At 43.7% G+C, this 22,146-nt stretch carries 19 protein-coding genes; 5 read left to right on the top strand and 14 right to left on the bottom strand.

Features of this window, described 5'->3' with window-relative positions:
- Positions 1 to 116: 116 nt before the first annotated feature.
- Positions 117 to 506 (bottom strand): hypothetical protein, encoded by a 390-nt coding sequence (locus tag FRZ06_19610; protein QOX65403.1) that lies wholly within the window; start codon positions 504 to 506, stop codon positions 117 to 119.
- 61 nt (positions 507 to 567) lie between these two features.
- On the bottom strand, positions 568 to 1,548 hold the full coding sequence (locus FRZ06_19605; protein QOX65402.1) for a sugar-binding transcriptional regulator: 981 nt from the start codon (positions 1,546 to 1,548) through the stop codon (positions 568 to 570).
- A 678-nt stretch (positions 1,549 to 2,226) separates the two neighbouring features.
- Between FRZ06_19605 and FRZ06_19600 the strand changes: the two genes are divergently transcribed.
- From FRZ06_19600 to FRZ06_19590, 3 genes are all read left to right on the top strand, one after another.
- Positions 2,227 to 3,471 (top strand): 6-phosphofructokinase, encoded by a 1,245-nt coding sequence (locus tag FRZ06_19600; GenBank protein ID QOX65401.1) that lies wholly within the window; start codon positions 2,227 to 2,229, stop codon positions 3,469 to 3,471.
- Between the two features lie 332 nt (positions 3,472 to 3,803).
- Positions 3,804 to 4,475, top strand: a complete 672-nt coding sequence (locus FRZ06_19595) for a response regulator transcription factor (GenBank protein QOX65400.1) — start codon at positions 3,804 to 3,806, stop codon at positions 4,473 to 4,475.
- A gap of 4 nt (positions 4,476 to 4,479) precedes the next feature.
- Positions 4,480 to 5,883, top strand: a complete 1,404-nt coding sequence (locus FRZ06_19590; GenBank protein QOX65399.1) for a HAMP domain-containing protein — start codon at positions 4,480 to 4,482, stop codon at positions 5,881 to 5,883.
- Positions 5,884 to 5,965: 82 nt separating this feature from the next.
- Here FRZ06_19590 and FRZ06_19585 read toward each other — a convergent pair whose 3' ends face one another.
- The 3 genes from FRZ06_19585 to FRZ06_19575 form a co-directional block, all read right to left on the bottom strand.
- Positions 5,966 to 7,267: a diguanylate cyclase gene (locus tag FRZ06_19585; GenBank protein ID QOX65398.1), complete on the bottom strand. Its 1,302-nt coding sequence runs from the start codon at positions 7,265 to 7,267 to the stop codon at positions 5,966 to 5,968.
- A gap of 31 nt (positions 7,268 to 7,298) precedes the next feature.
- Entirely contained in the window at positions 7,299 to 8,153 is an 855-nt protein-coding gene (locus tag FRZ06_19580; GenBank protein ID QOX65397.1) for a lytic transglycosylase domain-containing protein, read from the bottom strand.
- Between the two features lie 121 nt (positions 8,154 to 8,274).
- Positions 8,275 to 8,895: an HDIG domain-containing protein gene (locus tag FRZ06_19575; GenBank protein QOX65396.1), complete on the bottom strand. Its 621-nt coding sequence runs from the start codon at positions 8,893 to 8,895 to the stop codon at positions 8,275 to 8,277.
- A gap of 326 nt (positions 8,896 to 9,221) precedes the next feature.
- On the opposite strand from FRZ06_19575, the gene FRZ06_19570 reads away from it, so the two are divergent.
- The gene (locus tag FRZ06_19570; GenBank protein ID QOX65395.1) at positions 9,222 to 9,980 is read left to right on the top strand and encodes a hypothetical protein; all 759 of its coding nucleotides are present in this window, start codon (positions 9,222 to 9,224) and stop codon (positions 9,978 to 9,980) included.
- 92 nt (positions 9,981 to 10,072) lie between these two features.
- Here the strand turns inward: FRZ06_19570 and FRZ06_19565 are convergent, their stop codons facing one another.
- Complete coding sequence (locus FRZ06_19565) at positions 10,073 to 11,095, bottom strand: GNAT family N-acetyltransferase (GenBank protein QOX65394.1); 1,023 nt, start codon at positions 11,093 to 11,095, stop codon at positions 10,073 to 10,075.
- Between the two features lie 114 nt (positions 11,096 to 11,209).
- Between FRZ06_19565 and FRZ06_19560 the strand changes: the two genes are divergently transcribed.
- Entirely contained in the window at positions 11,210 to 11,572 is a 363-nt protein-coding gene (locus tag FRZ06_19560; GenBank protein ID QOX65393.1) for a hypothetical protein, read from the top strand.
- 124 nt (positions 11,573 to 11,696) lie between these two features.
- Here FRZ06_19560 and radA read toward each other — a convergent pair whose 3' ends face one another.
- From radA to greA, 8 genes are all read right to left on the bottom strand, one after another.
- The gene (gene radA, locus FRZ06_19555; protein ID QOX65392.1) at positions 11,697 to 13,076 is read right to left on the bottom strand and encodes a DNA repair protein RadA; all 1,380 of its coding nucleotides are present in this window, start codon (positions 13,074 to 13,076) and stop codon (positions 11,697 to 11,699) included.
- A 40-nt stretch (positions 13,077 to 13,116) separates the two neighbouring features.
- A complete protein-coding gene (gene hcp / locus FRZ06_19550; protein QOX65391.1) occupies positions 13,117 to 14,745 on the bottom strand; it encodes a hydroxylamine reductase in 1,629 nt (542 codons plus the stop codon).
- A gap of 338 nt (positions 14,746 to 15,083) precedes the next feature.
- Positions 15,084 to 17,021, bottom strand: a complete 1,938-nt coding sequence (locus FRZ06_19545; GenBank protein ID QOX65390.1) for an elongation factor G — start codon at positions 17,019 to 17,021, stop codon at positions 15,084 to 15,086.
- 140 nt (positions 17,022 to 17,161) lie between these two features.
- Positions 17,162 to 17,641 carry a hypothetical protein gene (locus FRZ06_19540; protein ID QOX65389.1) on the bottom strand — a complete coding sequence of 160 codons (480 nt, stop codon included), beginning with the start codon at positions 17,639 to 17,641 and terminating at the stop codon, positions 17,162 to 17,164.
- A complete protein-coding gene (locus FRZ06_19535; protein ID QOX65388.1) occupies positions 17,617 to 18,051 on the bottom strand; it encodes a hypothetical protein in 435 nt (144 codons plus the stop codon). The genes FRZ06_19540 and FRZ06_19535 overlap by 25 nt, the downstream gene beginning before the upstream one ends.
- 142 nt (positions 18,052 to 18,193) lie before the next feature.
- Complete coding sequence (asnS, locus tag FRZ06_19530; protein QOX65387.1) at positions 18,194 to 19,588, bottom strand: asparagine--tRNA ligase; 1,395 nt, start codon at positions 19,586 to 19,588, stop codon at positions 18,194 to 18,196.
- Between the two features lie 451 nt (positions 19,589 to 20,039).
- Positions 20,040 to 21,587: a lysine--tRNA ligase gene (lysS, locus tag FRZ06_19525; protein ID QOX65386.1), complete on the bottom strand. Its 1,548-nt coding sequence runs from the start codon at positions 21,585 to 21,587 to the stop codon at positions 20,040 to 20,042.
- A gap of 60 nt (positions 21,588 to 21,647) precedes the next feature.
- Complete coding sequence (greA, locus tag FRZ06_19520; protein QOX65385.1) at positions 21,648 to 22,121, bottom strand: transcription elongation factor GreA; 474 nt, start codon at positions 22,119 to 22,121, stop codon at positions 21,648 to 21,650.
- Between the last annotated feature and the right edge of the window lie 25 nt (positions 22,122 to 22,146).

Genomic DNA, 22,146 nt, shown 5'->3' with positions numbered 1-22,146 from the left:
GAACAAGACCTATAACAGTTTTTATGATGCCGCGCTTCCGTCAATGAGCCAATATCCGGAGCCGACCTTTCCTAAAACGGTTTCCTATGATATCAAGTGTTTTGCCAGAGAGACTGTCAAGATGCCAGCCTTTTCTCAAGACCCTCAATTGCCTGAAGCAGCGGGTCCGGTTTTGCAATGCCCTTTTTATTATATTTTAAATTTTGCTTGACGCTTTCTTTCAGTACCCGGAGATCTGTGCCTCCAATATCCTTTATTTCTCTGAATCTAGCAAATACAGAGAATCCTTTCATATTGAGACCTTTGACCACAATGCCATTTTCATCAACTGCCAGGAGTATAATTCTTCCGGGTGTCAGTCTTCCTTTCTTCATGCCAATCCCTACCATACCGTAGTTTTTCATCTGCCGAATCATTTTATTATAATTTTTTACTTGAACGAATGTGAAAAGTCCTTGGATAAAAATCAATCCGAACAGGATCAGAATTAGTTTTTCGATTCCCATGCCTCTTTCCTTTCAAAATCAGTACCAAGCCGGCAGACATCTTCACAAACAGCAGAGGACATTACTGCCGCCCGTCAAGGGCTAATCCGTTTGAGTAGTTTGTAATCAGGACGTTGATGTATTCGCCTTTGATTGCTCCTTTAATCGCTTCCAACTTGCTGGTTCCGCCGACAACTCCAATCACCGTATCTATTTTTCTCAGATTTTCCAGATGGTAACCAAAGACCTTTTGATTGGATGCAAATCCTTTTGTCTCTCCGTCTTTATTAAAGGTTTGCATACAGATGTCTCCTACTGCCTCAAGCTTTCGCATCAGCTCTACATCGTTCTTATTGTAGTAACCTGTTGCCATCATCGTTGAATTCGTATCGAAGGGCGTCCCCAAACCTACAACTGCAACGTTGACTTTTCTCATTAATTCCATAACGCTTTTGATTCCAAGCTCTTCCTGAAATGATTTGATGATACTTGGATCGGAAACTACCGCCGGAGCATGAAGCAGCATATATTTTCCGCCAAACGCATTTGCAATTTCCATCACAATCTGATTCGGATGGATCTCCATATTCGCTTGCCCTACGCCTCCAAGAATTGGGACAAAGGTAATTTTGCTGTCCTTCCTGCTGCTTACAAATTGCGGAATTTCTTTTAATGTAGTTCCCATTGATAGTCCGACAATATCTTTCGGCTTTAGAATCCGCTCCAGATAATACGCCGCTTCTCTGCCTAGTTCACGCTTCTGGCTTAAGTTGTCATTTTGATCGTTGACAATAATCACATGCCTCAGTCCGTATTTTTCCTCCAGTGCTCGTTCCAGTTCACTGAAATCATTGGAATAGGGGCTGATGATTTCGATCTTAACAATTCCTGCCTCCTTAGCGTCCTTCAGCAGTCTTGATACCGTCGGTCTTGAAATGCCTAACTTCTTTGCGATTTCCTCCTGCTTCATGTCATCCATGTAATAGAGATTACATACTTTGACCATGAGCTTTTCATTACCAACATGCTTTAACATTTGTAAACCTCGCGAGATTAATTTCATTTTACTTTTACATTTGTTCAGACTCACAAATTTTGTTCAGTAAAATTATCTTTATTATACTTATGAACGGTTTGTTGTCAATACCTTAATCGCACAATTTCATCGTTATTTAATTAACTAACCACACCTTGATTTTATTGAAAAACGAACGTTTTCACGAATTGGTGATCGGAATGATTTCGTATGTGCGCTAATGAGAGGTATCCATTACAGATTTCCTTCCTATATGCTGTCCAGTTAATTTATTAACTATCCGAATGGGAATGTAATTTATTCCCACCAATAACTACAGCTTTATTTGGAATTCTGCAAAATCTACTTTTACAAAATTTCAGATTCCTTCATTTCGATTATGCCGAAATGATAGAATTGCCTTTTTTGCGCCGATATGTTTTTTTCAAAAAACTCTATTATGGTTGATAAAATATTTTGATTTTGTCTAAGACATGATCAAAAATTTATCTTCAAGTTACCAATAAAATCATCAAATTACCTTGCGATTTTTTCAACATATGATAAAATGATATCGATATAAAAATAAGAGACTGATTCCGCCATGGCTTTTTCAGAGAGAAATGCGGATTGAGTGCATCATGAAACAACGTGGATGCATAAGGGTCAAGTAAAAAAATCACACTATGAATAGAGTAATGAAATTTTGTTTTAGGAGGGAAAACTATGACACAATTAAAAGGAGCAGTTCTGATCGGCCAGTCAGGAGGCCCGACTTCAGTAATCAATGCCAGTGCACTTGGATGTATTGAAACTGCTTTAAAATCTGATGTCGTAACACGAGTTTACGGAGCCGCCCACGGGATTAAGGGAGTATTGGATGACATCATCTACGATATGAACGAGGAAGATCCGGCTGAGCTGGGACTGATGCGTTTTACACCGTCTTCCGTTCTGGGAACCTGCAGATATAAGCTGAAGGATTACAAGGTTGACGAGACTGATTATAAGCGCATTCTGGAGATCTTCAGAAAATATGATATCCGCTATTTCTTCTATAACGGCGGAAACGATTCAATGGATACTTGCAACAAGATCAGCCAGTTTATGGCGAAGAACGATTATGAGTGCAGAGTAATGGGTATCCCCAAGACTATTGATAACGATCTGGCGCTGACAGATCACTGCCCCGGCTTCGGAAGTGCTGCAAAATATGTAGCAACAACCTGCATGGAAGTTTATCGTGATGCAAAAGTTTACGGTACAGGTTCCGTAACAGTTGTGGAAGTAATGGGAAGAAATGCAGGATGGCTCACAGCAGCCTCTGCGATCGCAACATATAAAGGAATGGGACCGGATCTGATCTACCTGCCTGAAGTTGCGTTTGATCTGGAGCAGTTTATCAGTGACATCGAAAGAGTCTATAATGAAAAAGGTGACGTTCTTGTTGCAGTTTCAGAAGGAATTGTTGATAAAGACGGTAAATATATTTCTGAACTTCTTGCATCAGGCGAAAAATCCAAGGATGCATTCGGTCACGTGCAGATGGGCGGCCTAGCTGCTAACCTTGCAAACTACGCCAATACTAAAATAAAAGCAAAGGTCAGAGGGCTTGAATTCGGGATTATCCAGCGCTGCGCTGCACATCTCGCATCAGAAACTGACGTAACAGAAGCTTACGCAGCAGGCGCTGCTGCTTTCAAGGCTGCTGAAGCAGGCGAAACAGACAAGATGGTTGCATTCAAAAGAGGTGCAGGCGCAGAATATAGCTGCGAGACAGTTCTGGTTAACCTGACAGAGGTTGCTAACTTCGAAAAGAAAGTTCCAAGAGAATGGATCAACGAAGCAGGAAATGGCCTGCTGCAGCCGTTCATCGATTATACCCTTCCCCTTATTCAGGGCGAAAGCAAAGTTCCGATGGAAGACGGCGTGCCTAGATTTGCAACACTGAAGAAAATTCAGGCGAAATAGGCATAGAAGAGATCCGATCAATCAAAAACCCTGTTCATAAAAGTTGGGCAGGAATATTACGACGCGTACATCTACTTTTCCTACATCATTAACATTGGCAGAAGCGGTAAAACGCAGCTGCCCCCGGTCGGAATCGATACTTCCGATCCGGAGAGCAAAAAGACTGTGAAAACAGTCTTTTTTGCTATATACTCATAAGTACATCACAGAACCTACATATTATAGGCATAGAATAAAAGAAACTCACTGTAAAGCGAGGCAGTTTCTCTGGATTTGGCACCAGCCAATTCAGCAAACTGAATAAGATTCGTATTGATTGGAGGTTTTAGCCTATGTATAAAATACTAATTGTTGATGATGAGCAGAAAATCCGTGAGGTAATCAAGGAATATGCAGAATTTAACGGGTATGAGGTCGAAGAAGCAGAGAACGGTATGGCAGCCATCGGGTTATGTAAATTGAACGATTACGATTTGATCATCATGGATATCATGATGCCAAAGTTGGACGGGTTCTCCGCGTGTAAGGAAATCAGAAAGTTAAAGGACATTCCCGTCATCATGCTTTCCGCTCGAGGGGAGGAATATGATAAGCTCTTCGGCTTTGAGCTTGGCATTGATGATTATGTTGTAAAACCATTCAGCCCAAAAGAGCTGATGGCCCGGATTAATGCTGTCCTGAACCGGAAAAACATTGCTGCAGCAGACCAGACTGGCCTTATGAAATTCGGAGGGCTGGAGATTAATATTTCTGCAAGGTCTGTTACTGTTGACGGCACAAAGGTAGATTTGACTCCCAAAGAATATGAACTTCTTTTCTACCTGGTTCACAATAAAAACATTGCGCTTTCGAGAGATAAGCTGCTGTCAGATGTGTGGGGATATGATTTCTTTGGGGATGACAGAACCATCGATACTCACATCAAAAACTTGAGAAATAATCTCGGTAATTATCGTGATCATATTGTTACACTGCGAGGGGTAGGTTATAAATTTGAAGCTTGATTTTATGATTGACAGAAAAAGTTTAAAATTTAAAATATGGGTCTATTTTCTTATGTTTGCCGCATTGCTCATGGCATTGCTCTGGTTTCTTCAGATTTTCTTTCTCGATACTTATTATGAAGAAATGAAGATATCCGAAACAAGGAAGGTCGCCCGGTCTATCATTTCAAAATATGGCAATGAAGGACTTGTTGAGTATATCTCATCCATCTCCTATAAGAATGATATCTTCATTCATATCGAGTCCAGTGATGGGACTATCATCTTTTCACCAGGAAACAGCCTTCAACAGAGAATTCCAGGCAATGCTTACCTTTCGGAAATGTCGGTAATTCGCAAGAATCTAATCAATAGCGGCGGAAACACCACTTCCATCATGCTGACAGATCCGGGAAGAAAAAACAACACCCTTGCTTACGGCGCATATTTGGACAATACACCAGGCAACGAAGTGATCCTTTATATCTTCTCACCCCTTTTTCCTGTTGAATCAACGGTAGATATCCTTGCAAATCAGCTAATGTATGTTACCTTGATCTCCTTAATTTTGGCCTTTATTCTGTCATTTTTAATATCGAACCGTGTTTCAAGACCAATTGTCAACATAACTAACTCGGCAACGAAGCTTGCGGAGGGCAATTATGCCGTAACCTTTGAAGGAGGGCAGTATTCGGAAATCGCGAGACTAGCCGATACCTTGAACTATACATCGAGAGAGCTTGCCAAGTCCGATAACCTCCACAAAGATCTGATCGCCAACGTTTCTCACGACCTGAGAACGCCCCTTACCATGGTAAAGTCCTATGCTGAAATGGTTCGAGATCTCTCTGGTGATAATCCGGAGAAACGGACAGCACATCTTCAGGTCATCATCGATGAAGCAGACCGCCTGAACCTGCTTGTCAGCGACCTGTTGGTTCTTTCAAAGATGCAGTCTGGGGTAGAGTCTCTTCACCTCAGCAAATTTGCAGTGAGAGATACTATCATCAGCATACTAAACACCTATTATCTCCTGTTCGAACAGGAGGGATTTGAGATCAGCATAGATTGCAATTCAGACATTATCGTTACCGGTGACGAGTTCAGAATCAGGCAGGTAATATCCAATCTGGTCAGCAATGCAGTTCGATATAGCACAGATCAGAAAAGTATTAAAATCAGGGTTCGCGAGTCCGCAGGCAGGGTTCGCTGTGAAGTGTCAGATTCAGGACAGGGAATCCCTGACGATGAGTTGGAGCACATCTGGGATCGTTATTATAAGTCAAGCTCAAATGTCAGCAGAAATACTTCGGGCACAGGATTGGGTCTTTCCATTGTAAAGGAAATTTTGCTGCTTCATCATGCAAAATTCGGAGTTGAGAGCAAAGTCGGGACAGGAAGCACCTTTTGGTTTGAACTTGAAAAATAAATAAATGTATTTGGAGTAATATGAAAAGGGTACCCACCAATCAGAAAGCAGAGCTCGCGTTTTGATTGAATGGATACCCTTTTTATTTTACGTTTTCCCACGACTTTTTCAGAACCCTTTCTACGAAGGCCCTTGCAATATTCGGATCAAATTGACGCCCTGCGTTCTTTCTGATTTCATGCAGTATCACATCTTCATTGAGTGCCTTACGATAAGGCCGCTCACTGGACATGGCATCATAACTGTCAGCCAAGGCGATAATTCTCGCTTCGAGCGGAATCTCATCACCGACAAGACCCCTCGGATAGCCAAGTCCGTCCCATCTTTCATGATGGGCCAGGACACAGTTTGCAAGATCAAGCATTTCAGCCGAAGAACTCAAGATGCGATATCCGATTTCAGGATGACGCCGAATCTCTTCCTGCTCTCTTTCTGTTAACCGGCCAGCCTTATTCAAAATCCCCTCTTCAATCCCGATCTTCCCAATATCGTGAAGATGTCCGATCACTTTCAATTTACTGGTCTCAATGGAGGAAAGCCCGATTGCCTCTCCGATTTTTTGAGCTACATCTCCAACTCGCTGAGAATGCTCCTCTTCTCTCGGGTTCTTCTCATATAAAGTAGTCACTATCGTGTTGATAATATTTCCCCGCAGGCCCTCGTTCTGTATGATCTTATTCTGATACATCTCATTTTCTGCGTTGATCATTACCTCAGCAAGCGCAATATCCGAGGATACCTTTGTATCCCAACCAAGAGAGAGACTGACACGTACCCGATTGACGTTTTCCTGACTACAGCCCACCTTTATCTCTTCTACCATCCGCTCTGCTTCTTCGTAGGATGTATTGGTCAAAAAAATTACAAACTCATCTCCGCCCCATCGCGCAATCGTATCTACTGCTGGACAGACGCGCTTGATCACATCGGCAGCCTTCTTCAGCAATTGATCCCCTGACTGATGTCCGAAAGCGTCATTAATCATTTTAAGTCCGTTGACATCCGCTATGATTACAGAAAGGGGTAGATTTTCTGCCACATCAAAATGTTGAATTTGTGTTTCATAGTATCTTCGGTTATAAAGTCCTGTTAAAACGTCGTAAAAACTGAGATATAGATTCTCCTGTTCTGACTTTTCTACTTTTTTCAGGAGGCTCTGGATCAGAACGTATAAGATCATGGTCGTTACAATAACATATACCCAGCCCTTATAAGTATTGACCTCCAGCAAATCATTGGGTGCTAGAAAATATACGATTCTGTCTGAGAAATAAATCCATAAAAAACCAAGCACAAAGTAAATCAGGCAAATCTTAATCGCTTCTCCCTGATACTTGTGGCGCTTGGTGATACGCTTCCATTGTTTTTTCAAATAGTGCAGCATGTAGGCTTCGTCCTCATCATTCATTTTTTTGTTACACAATGCTGCCAAATAAAGAATCCGTACTCGTGTTTGGTTCGGCTAAAATGCTGAGCTGCATCCTGTAGCGATATAAATTCAGAAGCAGTTCGTAATCTTTGACGTCAAGCTCCCCGTCAAGCCCAGCAATCCCGTCAAGCCCGTCAGAGCTTCCAGTTTCAAGATTCCGCAGTAAGCTCTCATATTGTGAAGTGAGATTGGCGATTGGGCTAGCTGATTGTGAAATACTACGGCCTGCAGATTGCACTCCCACTGCTGTCGTGCCGGCAGACAATGTTTCTCCGGCATAGCCAAGCACTTTCGTAATATAATTCCGTGTTTCATTAAATGGTGGAATTCCATTGTATTTTGCTACGTTCCCCGGTCCTGCATTATAAGCTGCCAGTGCCAGTGTCGTATTTCCGTCATATCTGTCCAGCATCTGACGAAGATATTTGGCGCCTCCCATGATGTTTTGCTCCGGATCAAAAGAATCGGTTACACCGAGACCTTTTGCCGTTCCCGGCATAAGCTGCATGATTCCCTGCGCACCGGCGCGAGACTGTGCTGCAGGATTAAAATTTGATTCTGCTTTGGCTACAGCTTTCAGCAATTCCACAGAAACTTGGTATGTATCAGATGCCTTCTGAAAGATCTCATCCAGATTAAGCTGACGAGAGTCAGTAGACCGCGCGGTTTCCGGCACCGCCGCTTCGCTTTTTTTCTCTTTCTCAATAACAGTATCCAAAATCTCAGCGAAGCTACTAATGGAATCTGTTCCGCTCGTTTTACCACCGGCAGGATTGCTCTGCCCCTGCCCTGATGCGAAGATACGATTGACTAAATTAGGATTGATAATGTTGATCGTCATCTAAAAAAGACCTCTCTAAAAGGATTTATCGTGTTCGATATGATTGATTTTAGCAATTTTATAACAAGATTCGACAAGTTCCCTTATTTTTCCTTATATATATTAAAAATAACATGTTTTATCAATTGTTGTCAAGTGGTTCACACTTCTCCAAAAACTGTCTTAAATGCTCCCGCTCAGCGTGCTCATCTGCATTCAGCCTGCCCATCCGATCGCAAAAGCCCAGCAGTGCAATCTCTTTTAGATCTGTGTCCCGTTTCATTCCCTCTATATTAGCAAACTTCATTGATTTGATTACAAATAAAATCTGCATATGCCAGCGTACCAGCGCTGTAATCTTATCAATCAACTTTTCATCTTTCATGTATTTGCCCAGAAATTCCCGTGTTCTTACTGCGCTTGCTTTGTCATGATCATATGCTGTGATTTTTCCCTTACGGGTTCTAGTAGTCTCCGCTTTGCCAATATCGTGCAGCAGCGCTGCCCAAAGAAGTGCTGTCGGGTCATTGCTTTCGTGCTTATACTTGGCGGCTTCATCCACTACCAGCATCGTGTGATTCCAAACATTTCCCTCAGGATGATGAATTGGAGACTGGGGGACATCCTTTAAGCGAAGGAGCAATGAGAAAGGATGCTGGGCAAAAGCGTCACTCTCGCAGATGTGATTGAAATACTCAGATGGAGCAGCATCCTTCAGCAAATGCTGCTCCATCTCACAAAACAATTGTGTATTTCCTACCATTTATCACTCCCGCCTGTCTTCTTTAGACCGAATACCGCCCTTGCACTTTCTGCCTGAGGATCATGCTTTACATGCTTTGAGCCAAATTTGCCATCTTCTTTTTTGTTGTTTCGCTTATTTCCTTTAAAAAACAATCTCATCCGCCTCCTTCAATAATTATTTGCCTGATTCCTATTTTGTGCATTTATAGATTCAATATAACTGGAACCTTTCAACAAAACAGGGATACTTGTTGGTTGATAATTTTTTCCATTTGAATTAAAATAAGGGTAAGTTGATAGGTGGAATGGATATTGGAATTTTATTTAAAGAAAATTAGGGGGATCATGATGAAGCTAAAAAACAGTTGGTTCAATGCCATTGAGCAAAGGACATCAAGAAGGGCATTTAAAAATCAAAGTATGGAGCAGCAGAAAATTGACCGGATCGAAGCATTGATTCAATTACTAAATGATGAGTCAGGGCTTCACATTCAATTTGTTCATGATGGACGCAGGTTCCTCAGCGGCTTCAAAGCTTCCTATGGGATGATCAGCGGAAGACCTTCCATGATTACCCTGGTGGGAAATCCATCCGATCCCGAATTGAAACGTAAGATAGGGTATTATGGTGAGTTTCTTGTTCTGGAATGCGTCTCACTTGGTCTTGGCACCTGCTGGTTAAGCGGTACCTTTGACCGGCAGGAATGCAGGAAAGCAATACAGCTTGCGGAAGCAGAAGAACTTGTCTGTGTCATCGCTGTGGGTCTTGTGCCAAATAATAAAACGATCAAAGAAAACCTGATCTCCCAGATGGGCAAATCAAAACCGAGCTTTGAAGAACTGCTGTCCGAAAAGGATAGCACACCACCGCTTTGGGTTGCTAGGGGAATTGAAGCTGCACGTTTTGCACCTTCAGCAGTAAATAAAAAACCTACCGCATATCGTTTTCTGAAGAACGAAGTATTTGTTTATGCCGCAAAGAAAAATCGTGATAATGAAGAAATCGATCTTGGCATATCGATGGCGCATTTCCAGTTGGGGGCGATGCAAGGTTTAAAGGATGGAATCTGGATCAAAAAGGATCAGGGATATCTATTTGTCTAAGGAAGCGCTGGCCCATCAGCGTTCCCTAAGAAAGCTGCTGCTTTAGGAAAGTCTGCCCACCTCTCATATGGCGGCGGGCAGCAGCCTTAACATCAATCAAACGCAATTCCAAGGTACGCTTGATCTGAGGGAAACATATCCCCGTTGTTGATGCGAACCATCCCAAACGCCGAAACAATTCCTCCCAAGGATCTTCCTGAAAAAGCAGGTGTTCTGACAAGATATCGATCCGCAGGGATAATTCCTCCGATATGCTTGACTGCAGATGCAAGGTACTGTTCTTCTGCCAGTAGTTCCTTTATCACCGTAAGCTCAGAGCTTTGTTCTATCACGGCACAGCCGATGACGGAAGCTTTCCCTGCTGTCGCCGTCTCACCATCCCTCTGAATCAAATAGAGGTCTCCGCCGCTTTGGTTTGAGATTCTTTTCTGATGTCTGATTTCCTCATCTCTATAGTCTATATAAGTGCTGCCTGCAAGAAAGCTTCTTCTGGCAGCATTATACTCCACAGGCTCTGCAACACAGAGTTTCAAAGATAGACGATCGGGGACCTCCAGTTTTCTAGCCTGAATGCCGGTTAATTCTCTCTGACAAAGATAGAACGCTTCCTTATAGCCCCTTTTCTCGTAAAAACGAAACAAACTCTCACCGGCAGGAACGAGGAACGTTGTACCGATCTCCTGTGCAGCGAGATATTGATTGCAAAAGCGCATCAGCTCATCTGCAAGTCCCATTTTTTGATGATCGGGATGTGTGGCAACCCCATAGATCATGGCTGACTTTTGTCGGGTACCCTCTTCAAGAACGATATCAGCCGGTATCATTGACAGCATCGAGACAATCTGGCCATCTTTCAGAAGCACTGCCGTTTCTTCTTTCCAATTTCTGTAGTTAAAGTAGGTATCAATATACTGGTCTTCGTCACCGAAGCAAAGCTTCCAAATCAATTTAAGCTTCTCTAAGTCTCCAGTTTTTGCAATCCGCATTTCAGTATTGCATGCTGCGCAGTCGTTGCTAAGATATCTTTTGTTGCTCCCGTCTTGCTCATTCATTCTCTTAATCCCTTTCTTTTGTTCTATAAAATCACCAATGGAACAGCTGAACCCGATCTTCATGCTGCCTCTGCGTCTTTTATAATAATATGTGAAATCATTAACCCTTTACCCAATTCAACATATAATAATAAAGGATCTGTTTTTAAATTCCTTAATAGAATGGAGGACTTTCTAATGCCAACGGCACTGAACCTCTCAAACCATCGGATTTACCCCGAGGTATATTATAAGGTCCAACCTTATATCTTGATGGCTTGCGATGAAATTGACATCTATGATGACTTTGAAATGCCATCCTCAGACATGGTCATACAAATGTCAGATCAGATTTATTCCGAAGTCTGCAGGATGCATCCGGAATGTATGGGTTCCGAACCCTTCCGGGAAATGTCACAAGAAGCTGCTGCTGCGTACAAAATTTATGGCAATGTAGAATACCAGCAGGTCGGTCAGGGAGGAGTCTTCAATGACCTGATCACGATCATGCTTCTTAACGAACTCTTCGGGAGAAGGCGTCGAAGAAGAAGATATTACTGATGTCATGTATTACGAAAGAGAAATGGCTGTTTCACTGGTGTACCTAGCGGCGATGACTGTGATACCGATGCGTTGTATCAAGTTTTACATAAAATACATTATGTCGCATTCAAGATGTTGTGCGCTAGGTTTGCGAAGCGGTCTGGATTGCTTCGTTCAGGCTGTTCACCCCCACCACCTTAAGGCCGCCGGGCATTTCTGCAAGCTTGGCGGCATTTTTTTGCGGCATAATGACCGTTCTAAAGCCGAGCCGAGCTGCCTCTCTCACGATCTTATCTGCATTCCGAATGGATCTAAGATCCCCGGTGAGTCCAATTTCTCCGATTGCAAGAACCCGATTTAATCCTTTCATCCTTTTACAGGAGGAATAGATTGCTAAAGCAACCGCCAGATCAATAGAGGTGCCTTCCGGCCTCATGCCTCCTACGATATTGACATAAACGTCTTGGTTAATCAGCGAAAGGTTAGCCTTTCGTTCCAGAACAGCCAGAATCATATTCAGTCTGGAGAGTTCCACACCGATAGCAGTTCTCCGTGCGAAACCAATATTCGTCGGAGAGGTCAGCGCCTGAACCTCTAAAAGCAGTGGGCGGGTTCCTTCATATAGTGCCGTTGCCACCGCTCCTTCTGTTCCCTCCTCCATGCCTTCCAGGAAGCACTCGGAGAGATTATGAATCTCGGTCAGTCCCTCCTCCGCCATCTCAAAAGCACCGATTTCGCTTGTGGTTCCGAATCGATTTTTGTATGCTCTTAAGATTCTCAGATCCTGATCCCTCTCTCCTGTGAAGTTAAGCACGCAGTCTACCAAATGCTCAATGATCTTCGGACCTGCAAGATCTCCGCTCTTTGTAACATGCGCCACGATAAAGATCGGTATTTTCTTTCCCTTGCCGATTCTCATGAGCTCATTTCCGCAGGCCCTGACCTGAGAAACACTGCCCGGTGCCGATTCCAGTGCATCAGTATACATGGTCTGGATGGAATCTATGATTAAAAAGGCCGGATTCAGCTCCTCAGCAATTTTGACGATATGTTCCATGTTTGTTTCCGAAAGCAGAAATAAGTCATCAAGGCTGCCCTTGCAAACTCTGTCCGCACGCATTTTCACCTGTTCCGCCGATTCTTCTCCCGTCACATAAAGTACTTTTCCGCAGCGTTCTGCTATCTTCGACGCTGCTTGTATAATTATGGTGGATTTGCCGATACCCGGCTCACCGGAAATCAACGTCAGGGAGCCAACCACAAGGCCGCCTCCCAAAACACGATTCAGTTCCCCGATGCCGGTATCAATCCTTGTCTCGCTTCCCGATTTGATGTCAGAAAGTCTGTTTGCCTTTAATTTCTCTCCAGAAGCACCCCGGTGACGCTTATCATCTTCTCTTATTTCAACAACTTTTTCTTCCACCATGGTATTCCATTGGCCGCAGATGCACTGGCCTTGCCATTTGGGACTCTCATACCCGCACTCCTGACAAATGAAAACCGTTTTTGATTTTTTGCTCATTCAAGGGGCCTCCTAATCGTGTTTTTTCTATTGTAACACATTAAGAACAGACGTTCAACAAATCCTCTGAAACAGAATTGATTCCGCAGATACCAAAGTGATCCACGAGAAATTTCAGGATATTGGGAGATAAAAAGGCAGGGAGTGTGGGTCCCAGCCGGATGTTTTTTACCCCCAGATACAGCAGTGCAAGTAACACGATCACTGCTTTCTGTTCATACCACGCGATATTATAAACGATCGGCAGTTCATTGATATCCGATAAATCAAAGACTTCCTTCAGTTTCAAAGCAATGAGCGCCAGGGAATATGAGTCGTTGCACTGACCGGCATCCAGTACTCTAGGGATGTCTCCGATGGTTCCAAGGGAAAGCTTGTTATAACGATATTTCGCACATCCCGCCGTTAGGATAACGGTATCTTTAGGCAGTTTTTCCGCAAACTCTGTATAGTATTCCCGGGACTGCATTCTGCCGTCACAGCCTGCCATAACCACAAACTTTCGAATGGCACCTGACTTTACTGCATCTACCACCTTGTCTGCTAAAGCAAATACCTGTGCGTGAGCAAAGCCTCCGATGATACTGCCATGCTCGATTGTCAGCGGTGATTCAAGCTTCTTTGCAAGTTCGATCAGCTGAGAGAAATCTTTTTTTCCATCAGCTCCTGCTCCAATGTGAGTACATCCGGGATAACCGGTGGCACCTGTGGTAAAAATCCGGTTCCTGACCTCTTCGCTGATGGGAGGCACAATGCAGTTTGTCGTAAATAGGATAGGACCATGAAAGGTTTTAAATTCTTCCTCCTGCTGCCACCACGCATTCCCATAGTTTCCAACAAAATTTTTATATTTTTTAAATTCTGGATAATAATGCGCCGGCAGCATTTCACCGTGGGTATAGACATCTACACCAGTTCCTTGCGTCTGCACAAGAAGCTCCTCCAGGTCAGTCAGATCGTGTCCTGACACTAGAATAGCTGGGTTTTCACCAGTTTCGATACTGACTTCTGTGATTTCCGGATTTCCGTATCGCTCTGTATTACCTGCGTCAAGAAGTGCCATAGCCTCAACACCGAACTGTCCCGTTTTCATTACAAGGGATGTGAGATGTTCTACATTTTCCCTATCATCCAGTGTCGCATTCAAGGCTTCATATATGAATTGATAGATCTCCTGCTTTTCTTTTCCCAGCTGCAAGGCATGGTATGTATATGCAGCCAGTCCTTTGATTCCAAAGAGAATCAGATGTTTCAGGGAACGGACATCCTTGTTTTCTCTTCCCGTCATATCCGCATAGGAAGCTTTAAAAATCATGTCTCGCATGGTGCCGATCTCATAAGTGGCAGCGTCATGCAATTCAACTGCATCGATTAGCTCCCGTAGTTTGTCTCTTTCCCCAATCATTTTTTGTATTTGGCCGATGACGGCCTCTTCATCAAAATTTGCGTTGGTGATCGTCATAAAAAGGCTTCTAAGCACCTCCCGATTTACATCTGACAATACCGATGTATCGAGGCCTCCTTTTACAATGATCTCCGCGATGCCCTTGATCGTGTAGATCAGAAGATCCTGGAAATCAGCCAGCTCTTCACTTTTTCCGCATACTCCGCCATATTCACAGCCGGTTCCCCGCCCTGTTTCCTGGCACTGATAGCAAAACATACCCATATACTGGTCCTCCTTTCATTCCTCTCCCGGTCTTTTACCACTTGATGCTAATTGAAGTTCAGCCCGTTTCCGGCAGAGACCTCCGATCTAATTGGAGGCCGGTGACATGAAGCGGGCTGATTTCATCTTTCTTAGATTATTCAGTTTATTCCAATGTCCATGATGATTATACCGACAAATTCATTTGATCTCCATTGCAAATGCAACATATGATAAAATATTCTTTGCGGTATGTGGCATCTGCTCAAGAAAATATCAGCGTTAACGGACATAACAGCCAGAACAACAACAGCTGATGTTTCAGTGAAACATCAGCTGTATCTCTTAGAAATCGATTATTATTCTTCCAATTCTTTCTTATGCTCAGCTATGATCTTCTCAGCCAGATGAGCCGGCACTTCTTCATAGCGTTCAAATTTCATCGTAAAGCTTCCTCTTGCCTGCGTCATAGAGCGAAGCGTGATGGCGTACTTAAACATTTCTGCCTGGGGAGCCTCTGCAAGAACCTTCTGTCCGCCGCCGGTCTGAGGTTCCATACCGAGGATTTTTCCTCTTCTCTTGTTCATGTCGCCCATGACATCACCCATGTATTCATCGGGAACAAGAACTTCAACATGCATCACTGGCTCCAGCAGAATCGGTTTTGCTTCAACAATACCCTTCTTGAACGCCAGCGAAGCTGCGATCTTGAAGGCCATTTCGTTGGAGTCAACATCGTGGTAGGAACCGTCATAGAATACTGCCTTGACATTCACTACCTTGAATCCTGCAAGTGGTCCTTTTTCCATGGAGTCTCTAAGGCCCTTTTCAACTGCGGGAACATAGTTCTTTGGTACCGATCCGCCAAATAGTGCTTCTGAGAATTCAAAGATTTCCTGAGATGGTGAAAATTTGATATGGACATCTCCGTACTGGCCTGCTCCGCCGGATTGTTTCTTATGTTTTCCCTGAACATCAGAGCTTCCCTTTATCGTTTCTCTATAAGGGATTTTCTGATCTACCAGATCAACACCAACGCCGAACTTATCCTTGAGCTTAGCGGTAATGATTCCAATCTGTATTTCTCCCTGGCCCCCGATGAGGGTCTGATGGGTTTCTGTATTTCTTGTCATAACGAAGGAGGGATCTTCTTCCATAAGCTTGTGAAGGCCGGAGCTGATCTTTTCCTCGTCGCCTTTTGCCTTGGGTTCTACCGCCATATAGAGTGATGGTTCCGGGAAGGAAACGGGCGGATATTTTATGAAGTGAGCTTTCTCACAGAGGGTATCCCCTGTCTGTGTGAACTGAAGCTTGGCTGCTGCTACGATATCACCTGCAACAACTGCATCGGCTTCTGCCTGGTTCTTTCCTCTCATAAAGAAGATGGCCCCAAGCTTTTCCGATTTCTCGGCTCTTGTATTATATACTTCGATTCCGGAATTCAATTTTCCGGTTATAACCTTTAATAAATTAATCTTTCCTACAAATGGGTCGGCAATGGTTTTGAAAACAAAAGCGGATAACGGAGCGGAAGCGTCACACTTTCTGGCAACCTCATCTCCCTTGGAGTCTTCGCCTTTGTATTCCTGATCTTTGGCTTTCGGTACAAACTTGATCAGAGCATCCATGAACTCTTTGATCCCTGTACCGTTAAGTGCACAGCTGGTCAAAATGGGAACGATGCTTCCTGATGCAATGCCTGCAACTAGTCCACGATTGAATTCTTCTTCGGTGAATTCTTCACCGCCGAAATATTTTTCCAGGAGTTCTTCATCACTTTCAGCTACGGCTTCCGTCAAAGCATCCTTTTCAGAAAGCTGAACTACAGATGTGCCAAACTTGTCCTTAAGATCGGCAATAACCTGGTCAACGTTGACATTTTCCTTATCGATCTTGTTGATGAGAATGAAGGTGGGTTTGCTGTACTCTTTACAGGAATTCCAGGCTTTTTCTGTTCCAACCTGAACACCTGCAGAGGCATCTACCAAGATCACTGCTGCTTCAACAGCTCTCATAGCAGAATTTACTTCTCCGATAAAATCGAAATAGCCCGGAGTATCAATAAAATTAATTTTAACTTTATTGTATTCAACCGGCACGATGGAAGTACTGATGGAGTATCCCTTATCAATTTCCATCTTGTCGTAATCAGATACAGTGTTACCGTCCTCTACCTTACCTAGTCTGTTAATTACTCCTGTAGCTAGTAATGCGGCTTCTAGTAATGTAGTCTTTCCACATCCACCATGTCCTACAAGTGCAACATTTCTTATCGTGTCGCTCGTATAGCCTTTCATTTTCAGACCTCCCATAAAATATTCAGTTAATGGTTTCAGTATATCATTTCCAAATTGAAATAGCAATGAAATAGATAATAGAATTATGCCAAGAATTCAAGGTACTAATCACTTTCTGTGCTTCAAATCAATGCGTATCCTTATTTCACGATCCTCCTGATTGCAGGCAATCTAGCTGCAGCTGCGGTAACTGCGAAAGCAATCACAAGCCTGCCCACTGTCACGGCTGCAAGATTAGCTCCAGCGACTCCAAAAATAAATGCGGTTTCGATGATCCCATGACAAAGGAACATAAAGATACCTATGAGCACAAAATCCCGTTTAGGAATGGGAGTTTTTCGATTGATTTCAATCAGGGTTCCAGCACCGTAGGTAACCCCCATGACAATGCCTACCAAAAGTGGGAATACGGACTGTTTCTCCAATCCAAGGGCTCCTGCAAGGAACTGGAGCTTATCCGCTACTTTTTCCATAACATTGTAGACAAGAAGAATTTCGACAATAATCATTAGAGGAATGAGTATTTTCAGCATATTCAGTGCTGTTCCAATCCCCCCGAAGAAGATTTCCCGAAGAATGATGTCAAAAGAGGTACTCATGCAAACCACCTCCCGATCCATCCCACAAGCAGGCCCACTGCAATGGCAGCAACGATTCTGAAAACTGCAAACTTTGCAGCAGACATTCCGATCTTCTGGGCAATGGCGGCCTCAACAGGAATGGAGTGTGCCACCAGAACAAACATAGCGATGGTGGTAATCTCCGCAGAGGTAAATCGAAAGGTACTCATTACCGCAATGGTGGAATATTCATCGGTGAAAAACCCTGTAATCAATGGAACAATTCCATCACCGGGAAGATTGAAAAACTTCATGGCGGGAGAAAAAAGATTTTGTAAAAAAGGCATAACCGGGGAGTACTTAAGTAACACAACCAGTGCATAGATGGGAAGAACAATCTTTAGCAGCATACCTGCTGTTTTGATTCCTTTTAGCGCTCCGTCTCTAACCGTTGCTGCAAATAAATTCATAATGGTTCCTCTTAAAGCAATATGGGATAGCAGCCTACCCGTCGCAGAAAACGTCGGGAAGGCTGCTGAAATATCAGGCAGATGCTGAATTCAAGGGAGTGATTCAACACTTAAGCAGAAGATATTGTACTGTGAATTGTTTTTAAAATTCTGCGGTCTTGGGTGTTCTTGGGAAAGGCAGCACGTCTCTGATATTGCTCATGCCTGTGATATACATGATGATTCGCTCAAAGCCGAGGCCATAGCCTGCATGCTTTACACCGCCGTATTTTCTCAGATCCAGGTACCACCAGTAATCCTTTTCGTGGAGTCCCATCTCATTGATTCTCGCAACCAGATTGTCGTAGCGTTCCTCTCTCTGGCTTCCTCCAATGATTTCGCCTACTCCGGGCACCAAAAGATCCATAGCAGCTACCGTTTTTCCGTCTTCATTCAGGCGCATATAGAATGCTTTGATTTCCTTTGGATAATCGGTAACAAATACCGGTTTTTTAAATACTTCTTCCGTGATATACCGCTCGTGCTCCGTCTGCAGATCAATGCCCCATTCCACAGGGAACTGGAATTCCTTGTCGGATTTCTTCAGAATCTCCACTGCCTCGGTATAGGTGATTCGAGCAAATTCATTGCTTACAATATTGTTCAGCCGATCAAGGAGGCCCTTATCGATGAACTCATTGAAAAACTTCATTTCTTCCGGAGCATGCTCAAGAATATAGTTGATGATATACTTGATCATGCTTTCAGCGAGCTCCATGTTGTCGTTGATATCAGCAAAAGCCACTTCCGGTTCAATCATCCAGAATTCGGATGCATGCCTTGCAGTATTGGAATTCTCAGCCCTGAAGGTGGGGCCAAAGGTATATACATTTCTGAATGCCAGCGCAAAGGTCTCTGCTTCCAGCTGCCCGCTTACCGTAAGATTGGTCTCTTTACCAAAAAAGTCCTGACTGTAATCGATCTTTCCATCGTCATTTCTCGGAAGCTTGTCCAGATCCAGTGTGGTTACCTGAAACATTTCACCAGCACCCTCTGCATCACTTCCTGTTATGATGGGGGTATGCACATAAACAAAGTTCTGATCCTGAAAGAATCTGTGGATGGCATAGGCCACAAGGGATCTCACCCGAAATACAGCGGAGAAGGTATTGCTTCTTGGTCTCAGATGGGCAATTTCTCGCAGGAATTCCAAGCTATGCCTCTTTTTCTGCAAAGGGTAGTCCGCATCAGAATCTGCCTCAACGACTATTTTGGTCGCCTTAATTTCAAAGGGCTGCTTGGCTTCCGGTGTCAGAGTTAGCTCACCGATGACACATAGGGCCGCAGCGATGGGTGCTTTTGCGATCTGCTCATAATTCTCAATATTTTCTTCCTCGTAGACCACCTGCACCGATTTAAAATAACTGCCGTCATTGATCTCAACAAAACCGAATTTATTGGAGCTTCGGTTTGTTCTGACCCAGCCCCTCACTACGACCTCTTTCCCCGCATACTGATCGGTATCGGTAAAGAGCTTCCTCAACTGTACATCCTTCATCCAAAAATTCTCCTTCATTATTATTTTGATAGATATAGGAAACACTGATCATTTATCGCTACCTGAATCAAATGCTTCCCGTGGTTCCATTTTTTAAGGCTTCTTAGCCTTATCCATCCTGGCGCAGAGCCATGTTCCAGGACAAAAGAAAAGTTTGCCGAAGCAAACTTTCCCAAACTTTTATTGTATTACCTCGATGGGCAATTTGCATTCTTCAGTTAAAACCTTGTTCGCCTTCAAGGCCGCAAGCCGCAGGCGCAGGATATTTTGTTCGTGGCTAGGAACGTGACGCGAAACAAATCGGAACGTACTTAATGCTACGTGAGAATCGGATTCGCAGCGCAGTGACAACGCAGACAAGTCTGCTCCTCCGCTGCGCTACGCTGTCCGTTTTTCCGTTGCAGCTTAAGCTGCGGAAAAAAGGCAACGCCACGGACAAAATAGACAAGCCTTAGAGGGGTTTCATCGTCGGGAAGAGAATAATATCCCTAATCGACGGCGCATTGGTAATCAGCATGATCACGCGGTCGATACCGATTCCCAGTCCTCCTGTCGGAGGCAGTCCAACTTCCAGTGCATTTACGAAATCCTCGTCCATTGGATGGGCTTCATCGTCTGTTCCGTCATCCAGCTGAGCCTGCTGTTCCTTGAATCGTTCGTACTGATCGATGGGATCATTTAATTCAGAGAATGCGTTGGCGATTTCCCAGCAGTTAACATAGGCTTCAAATCTTCTGGTGATTCTCGGGTCAATCGGATCTCTCTTTGCAAGAGGAGAAATCTCTACAGGGTGTCCGATAACAAAAACAGGACCATCCAGGTATCCTGGAACCTCTTCGCAGAACGTTTCAAACATTTCCGCAAGGATCTTTCCTCTTGTCAGTCCCTTGACATCGTCTTTTTCCATACCCTGCTGGATGGCTGCTGCTCTTGCTTCTTCGTCGGTGACGATGGCAGCAAAGTCCACACCTGTTATTTCCTTCACGGCATCTGCCATGTTCAGTCTTCTCCATGGGGGCGTCAGATCAAAGGTCTTTCCTTGATATTCGATGACCATACTACCGGTTGCAGCCAGGGCTGCTTTGGAGACTACCTGTTCTGTAACTTCCATCATGTCATCCATATCGCCGTAGGCCATATAACATTCCATGGAGGTAAACTCAGGGTTATGGTTTCTGTCCATACCCTCATTACGGAACATTTTGCCCATTTCATAAACACGATCCAGACCGCCAACGATCAATCTTTTTAAGAACAATTCGTTGGAGATACGGAGCTTCATGTCCAGATCAAGGGTGTTGTGATGGGTATCAAAGGGTCTGGCATTCGCGCCGCCTGCAATCGTGGTCAATATTGGAGTATCTACTTCCAGATAGCCATAATCGTTTTCCAGTACATCCTTTATCGCATGAATGATCTTAGAACGTTGAACAAATGTCTGTCTTACTTCAGGGTTCATAATGAGATCCACATACCGTTGACGGTATCTGATATCCTGATCTTTTAATCCATGAAATTTATTGGGAAGAATCTGCAGAGATTTTGACAGCAGCTTGATTTCACTGGTCTTGATGGAGATTTCGCCATGCTTTGTCTTGAATACTTCACCGACAATCCCTACAATATCGCCGATATCATAGGTAAGGAAGATCTCATATTCTTCCGGTGTAATTGCATCCTGTCTGATGTAGCACTGAATCCTGCCCTGTTTATCCTGAATATCAATAAAAGAAGCTTTCCCCATCTGACGTTTGGCCATGATTCTGCCTGCGCAGCTAACCTCCTGACCTTCCATCTGCTCAAAGTTGTCCTTGATGTCTATACTATGGTTTTTTACGTCCCAGGTCTCAACCAAAAATGGGTTTCTTCCCATCTCCTGAAGTTTTTTCAGTTTATCACGTCTGACTTGTCTCAGCTCGTTTAAGCCTTCTTCTGAAATTTCAACTTCTGCATCAGCGCCATTCACTGCCTGCACCTGGCTGTTGTCTTCTGTACTCATATCAATTCCTCTTTCCTAGACTATTTCGATGTATTTTTACTGTACGGAACTTCGCACAGTCTATTTATATATCTCAAGAACCTGATAGCTCACGACTCCGTCCGGCACCTGTACTTCAGCAATTTCATTTGCTTTCTTGCCAAGTAAAGCAGCGCCTACGAGTGATTCGTTTGAGATTTTGCCCTCAAATGGATCTGCCTCCGTTGAGCCTACTATGGCAAATTCCATGGTTTCGCCTGACTCTACTTCCTTGACACGACACTTAAGTCCAATTCCAACGCGATCGTTTGGCATGGTAGATTCATCTATGATTTTTGCTTTGCGCAACATATTTTCCAGTTTGTTGATTCTTTCTTCTAAATCCGCTTGTTCATTCTTCGCAGAATCATACTCGGAGTTTTCGGAAATGTCGCCATAAGAGATTGCCTCCTTAATTCTTTCGGCAACTTCTTTTCTTCTTACAGTAACCAGTTCTTCGTGCTCAGCTACGATCTTCTCATAGCCTTCCTTTGTTAACAGCATTTCTTCTGCCATTTTATTATCTCCTTTAAACGTTATA

The organism is Clostridiales bacterium, assembly GCA_015243575.1.
Taxonomy (GTDB): Bacteria; Bacillota; Clostridia; order Peptostreptococcales; family Anaerovoracaceae; genus Anoxybacterium; species Anoxybacterium hadale.
Note: the sequence above shows the minus strand (reverse complement) of the source record. Positions and strands in the feature narration are given on the sequence as shown.

What these genes read in the sequence shown, in the direction of transcription:
- FRZ06_19610 (QOX65403.1), bottom strand. Translation starts at nt 506, where the DNA reads ATGGGAATCGAAAAACTAATTCTGATCCTGTTCGGATTGATTTTTATC.
- FRZ06_19605 (QOX65402.1), bottom strand. Translation starts at nt 1,548, where the DNA reads ATGAAATTAATCTCGCGAGGTTTACAAATGTTAAAGCATGTTGGTAAT.
- FRZ06_19600 (QOX65401.1), top strand. Translation starts at nt 2,227, where the DNA reads ATGACACAATTAAAAGGAGCAGTTCTGATCGGCCAGTCAGGAGGCCCG.
- FRZ06_19595 (QOX65400.1), top strand. Translation starts at nt 3,804, where the DNA reads ATGTATAAAATACTAATTGTTGATGATGAGCAGAAAATCCGTGAGGTA.
- FRZ06_19590 (QOX65399.1), top strand. Translation starts at nt 4,480, where the DNA reads ATGATTGACAGAAAAAGTTTAAAATTTAAAATATGGGTCTATTTTCTT.
- FRZ06_19585 (QOX65398.1), bottom strand. Translation starts at nt 7,267, where the DNA reads ATGCTGCACTATTTGAAAAAACAATGGAAGCGTATCACCAAGCGCCAC.
- FRZ06_19580 (QOX65397.1), bottom strand. Translation starts at nt 8,153, where the DNA reads ATGACGATCAACATTATCAATCCTAATTTAGTCAATCGTATCTTCGCA.
- FRZ06_19575 (QOX65396.1), bottom strand. Translation starts at nt 8,895, where the DNA reads ATGGTAGGAAATACACAATTGTTTTGTGAGATGGAGCAGCATTTGCTG.
- FRZ06_19570 (QOX65395.1), top strand. Translation starts at nt 9,222, where the DNA reads ATGATGAAGCTAAAAAACAGTTGGTTCAATGCCATTGAGCAAAGGACA.
- FRZ06_19565 (QOX65394.1), bottom strand. Translation starts at nt 11,095, where the DNA reads ATGAAGATCGGGTTCAGCTGTTCCATTGGTGATTTTATAGAACAAAAG.
- FRZ06_19560 (QOX65393.1), top strand. Translation starts at nt 11,210, where the DNA reads ATGCCAACGGCACTGAACCTCTCAAACCATCGGATTTACCCCGAGGTA.
- radA (QOX65392.1), bottom strand. Translation starts at nt 13,076, where the DNA reads ATGAGCAAAAAATCAAAAACGGTTTTCATTTGTCAGGAGTGCGGGTAT.
- hcp (QOX65391.1), bottom strand. Translation starts at nt 14,745, where the DNA reads ATGGGTATGTTTTGCTATCAGTGCCAGGAAACAGGGCGGGGAACCGGC.
- FRZ06_19545 (QOX65390.1), bottom strand. Translation starts at nt 17,021, where the DNA reads ATGAAAGGCTATACGAGCGACACGATAAGAAATGTTGCACTTGTAGGA.
- FRZ06_19540 (QOX65389.1), bottom strand. Translation starts at nt 17,641, where the DNA reads ATGGATCGGGAGGTGGTTTGCATGAGTACCTCTTTTGACATCATTCTT.
- FRZ06_19535 (QOX65388.1), bottom strand. Translation starts at nt 18,051, where the DNA reads ATGAATTTATTTGCAGCAACGGTTAGAGACGGAGCGCTAAAAGGAATC.
- asnS (QOX65387.1), bottom strand. Translation starts at nt 19,588, where the DNA reads ATGAAGGATGTACAGTTGAGGAAGCTCTTTACCGATACCGATCAGTAT.
- lysS (QOX65386.1), bottom strand. Translation starts at nt 21,587, where the DNA reads ATGAGTACAGAAGACAACAGCCAGGTGCAGGCAGTGAATGGCGCTGAT.
- greA (QOX65385.1), bottom strand. Translation starts at nt 22,121, where the DNA reads ATGGCAGAAGAAATGCTGTTAACAAAGGAAGGCTATGAGAAGATCGTA.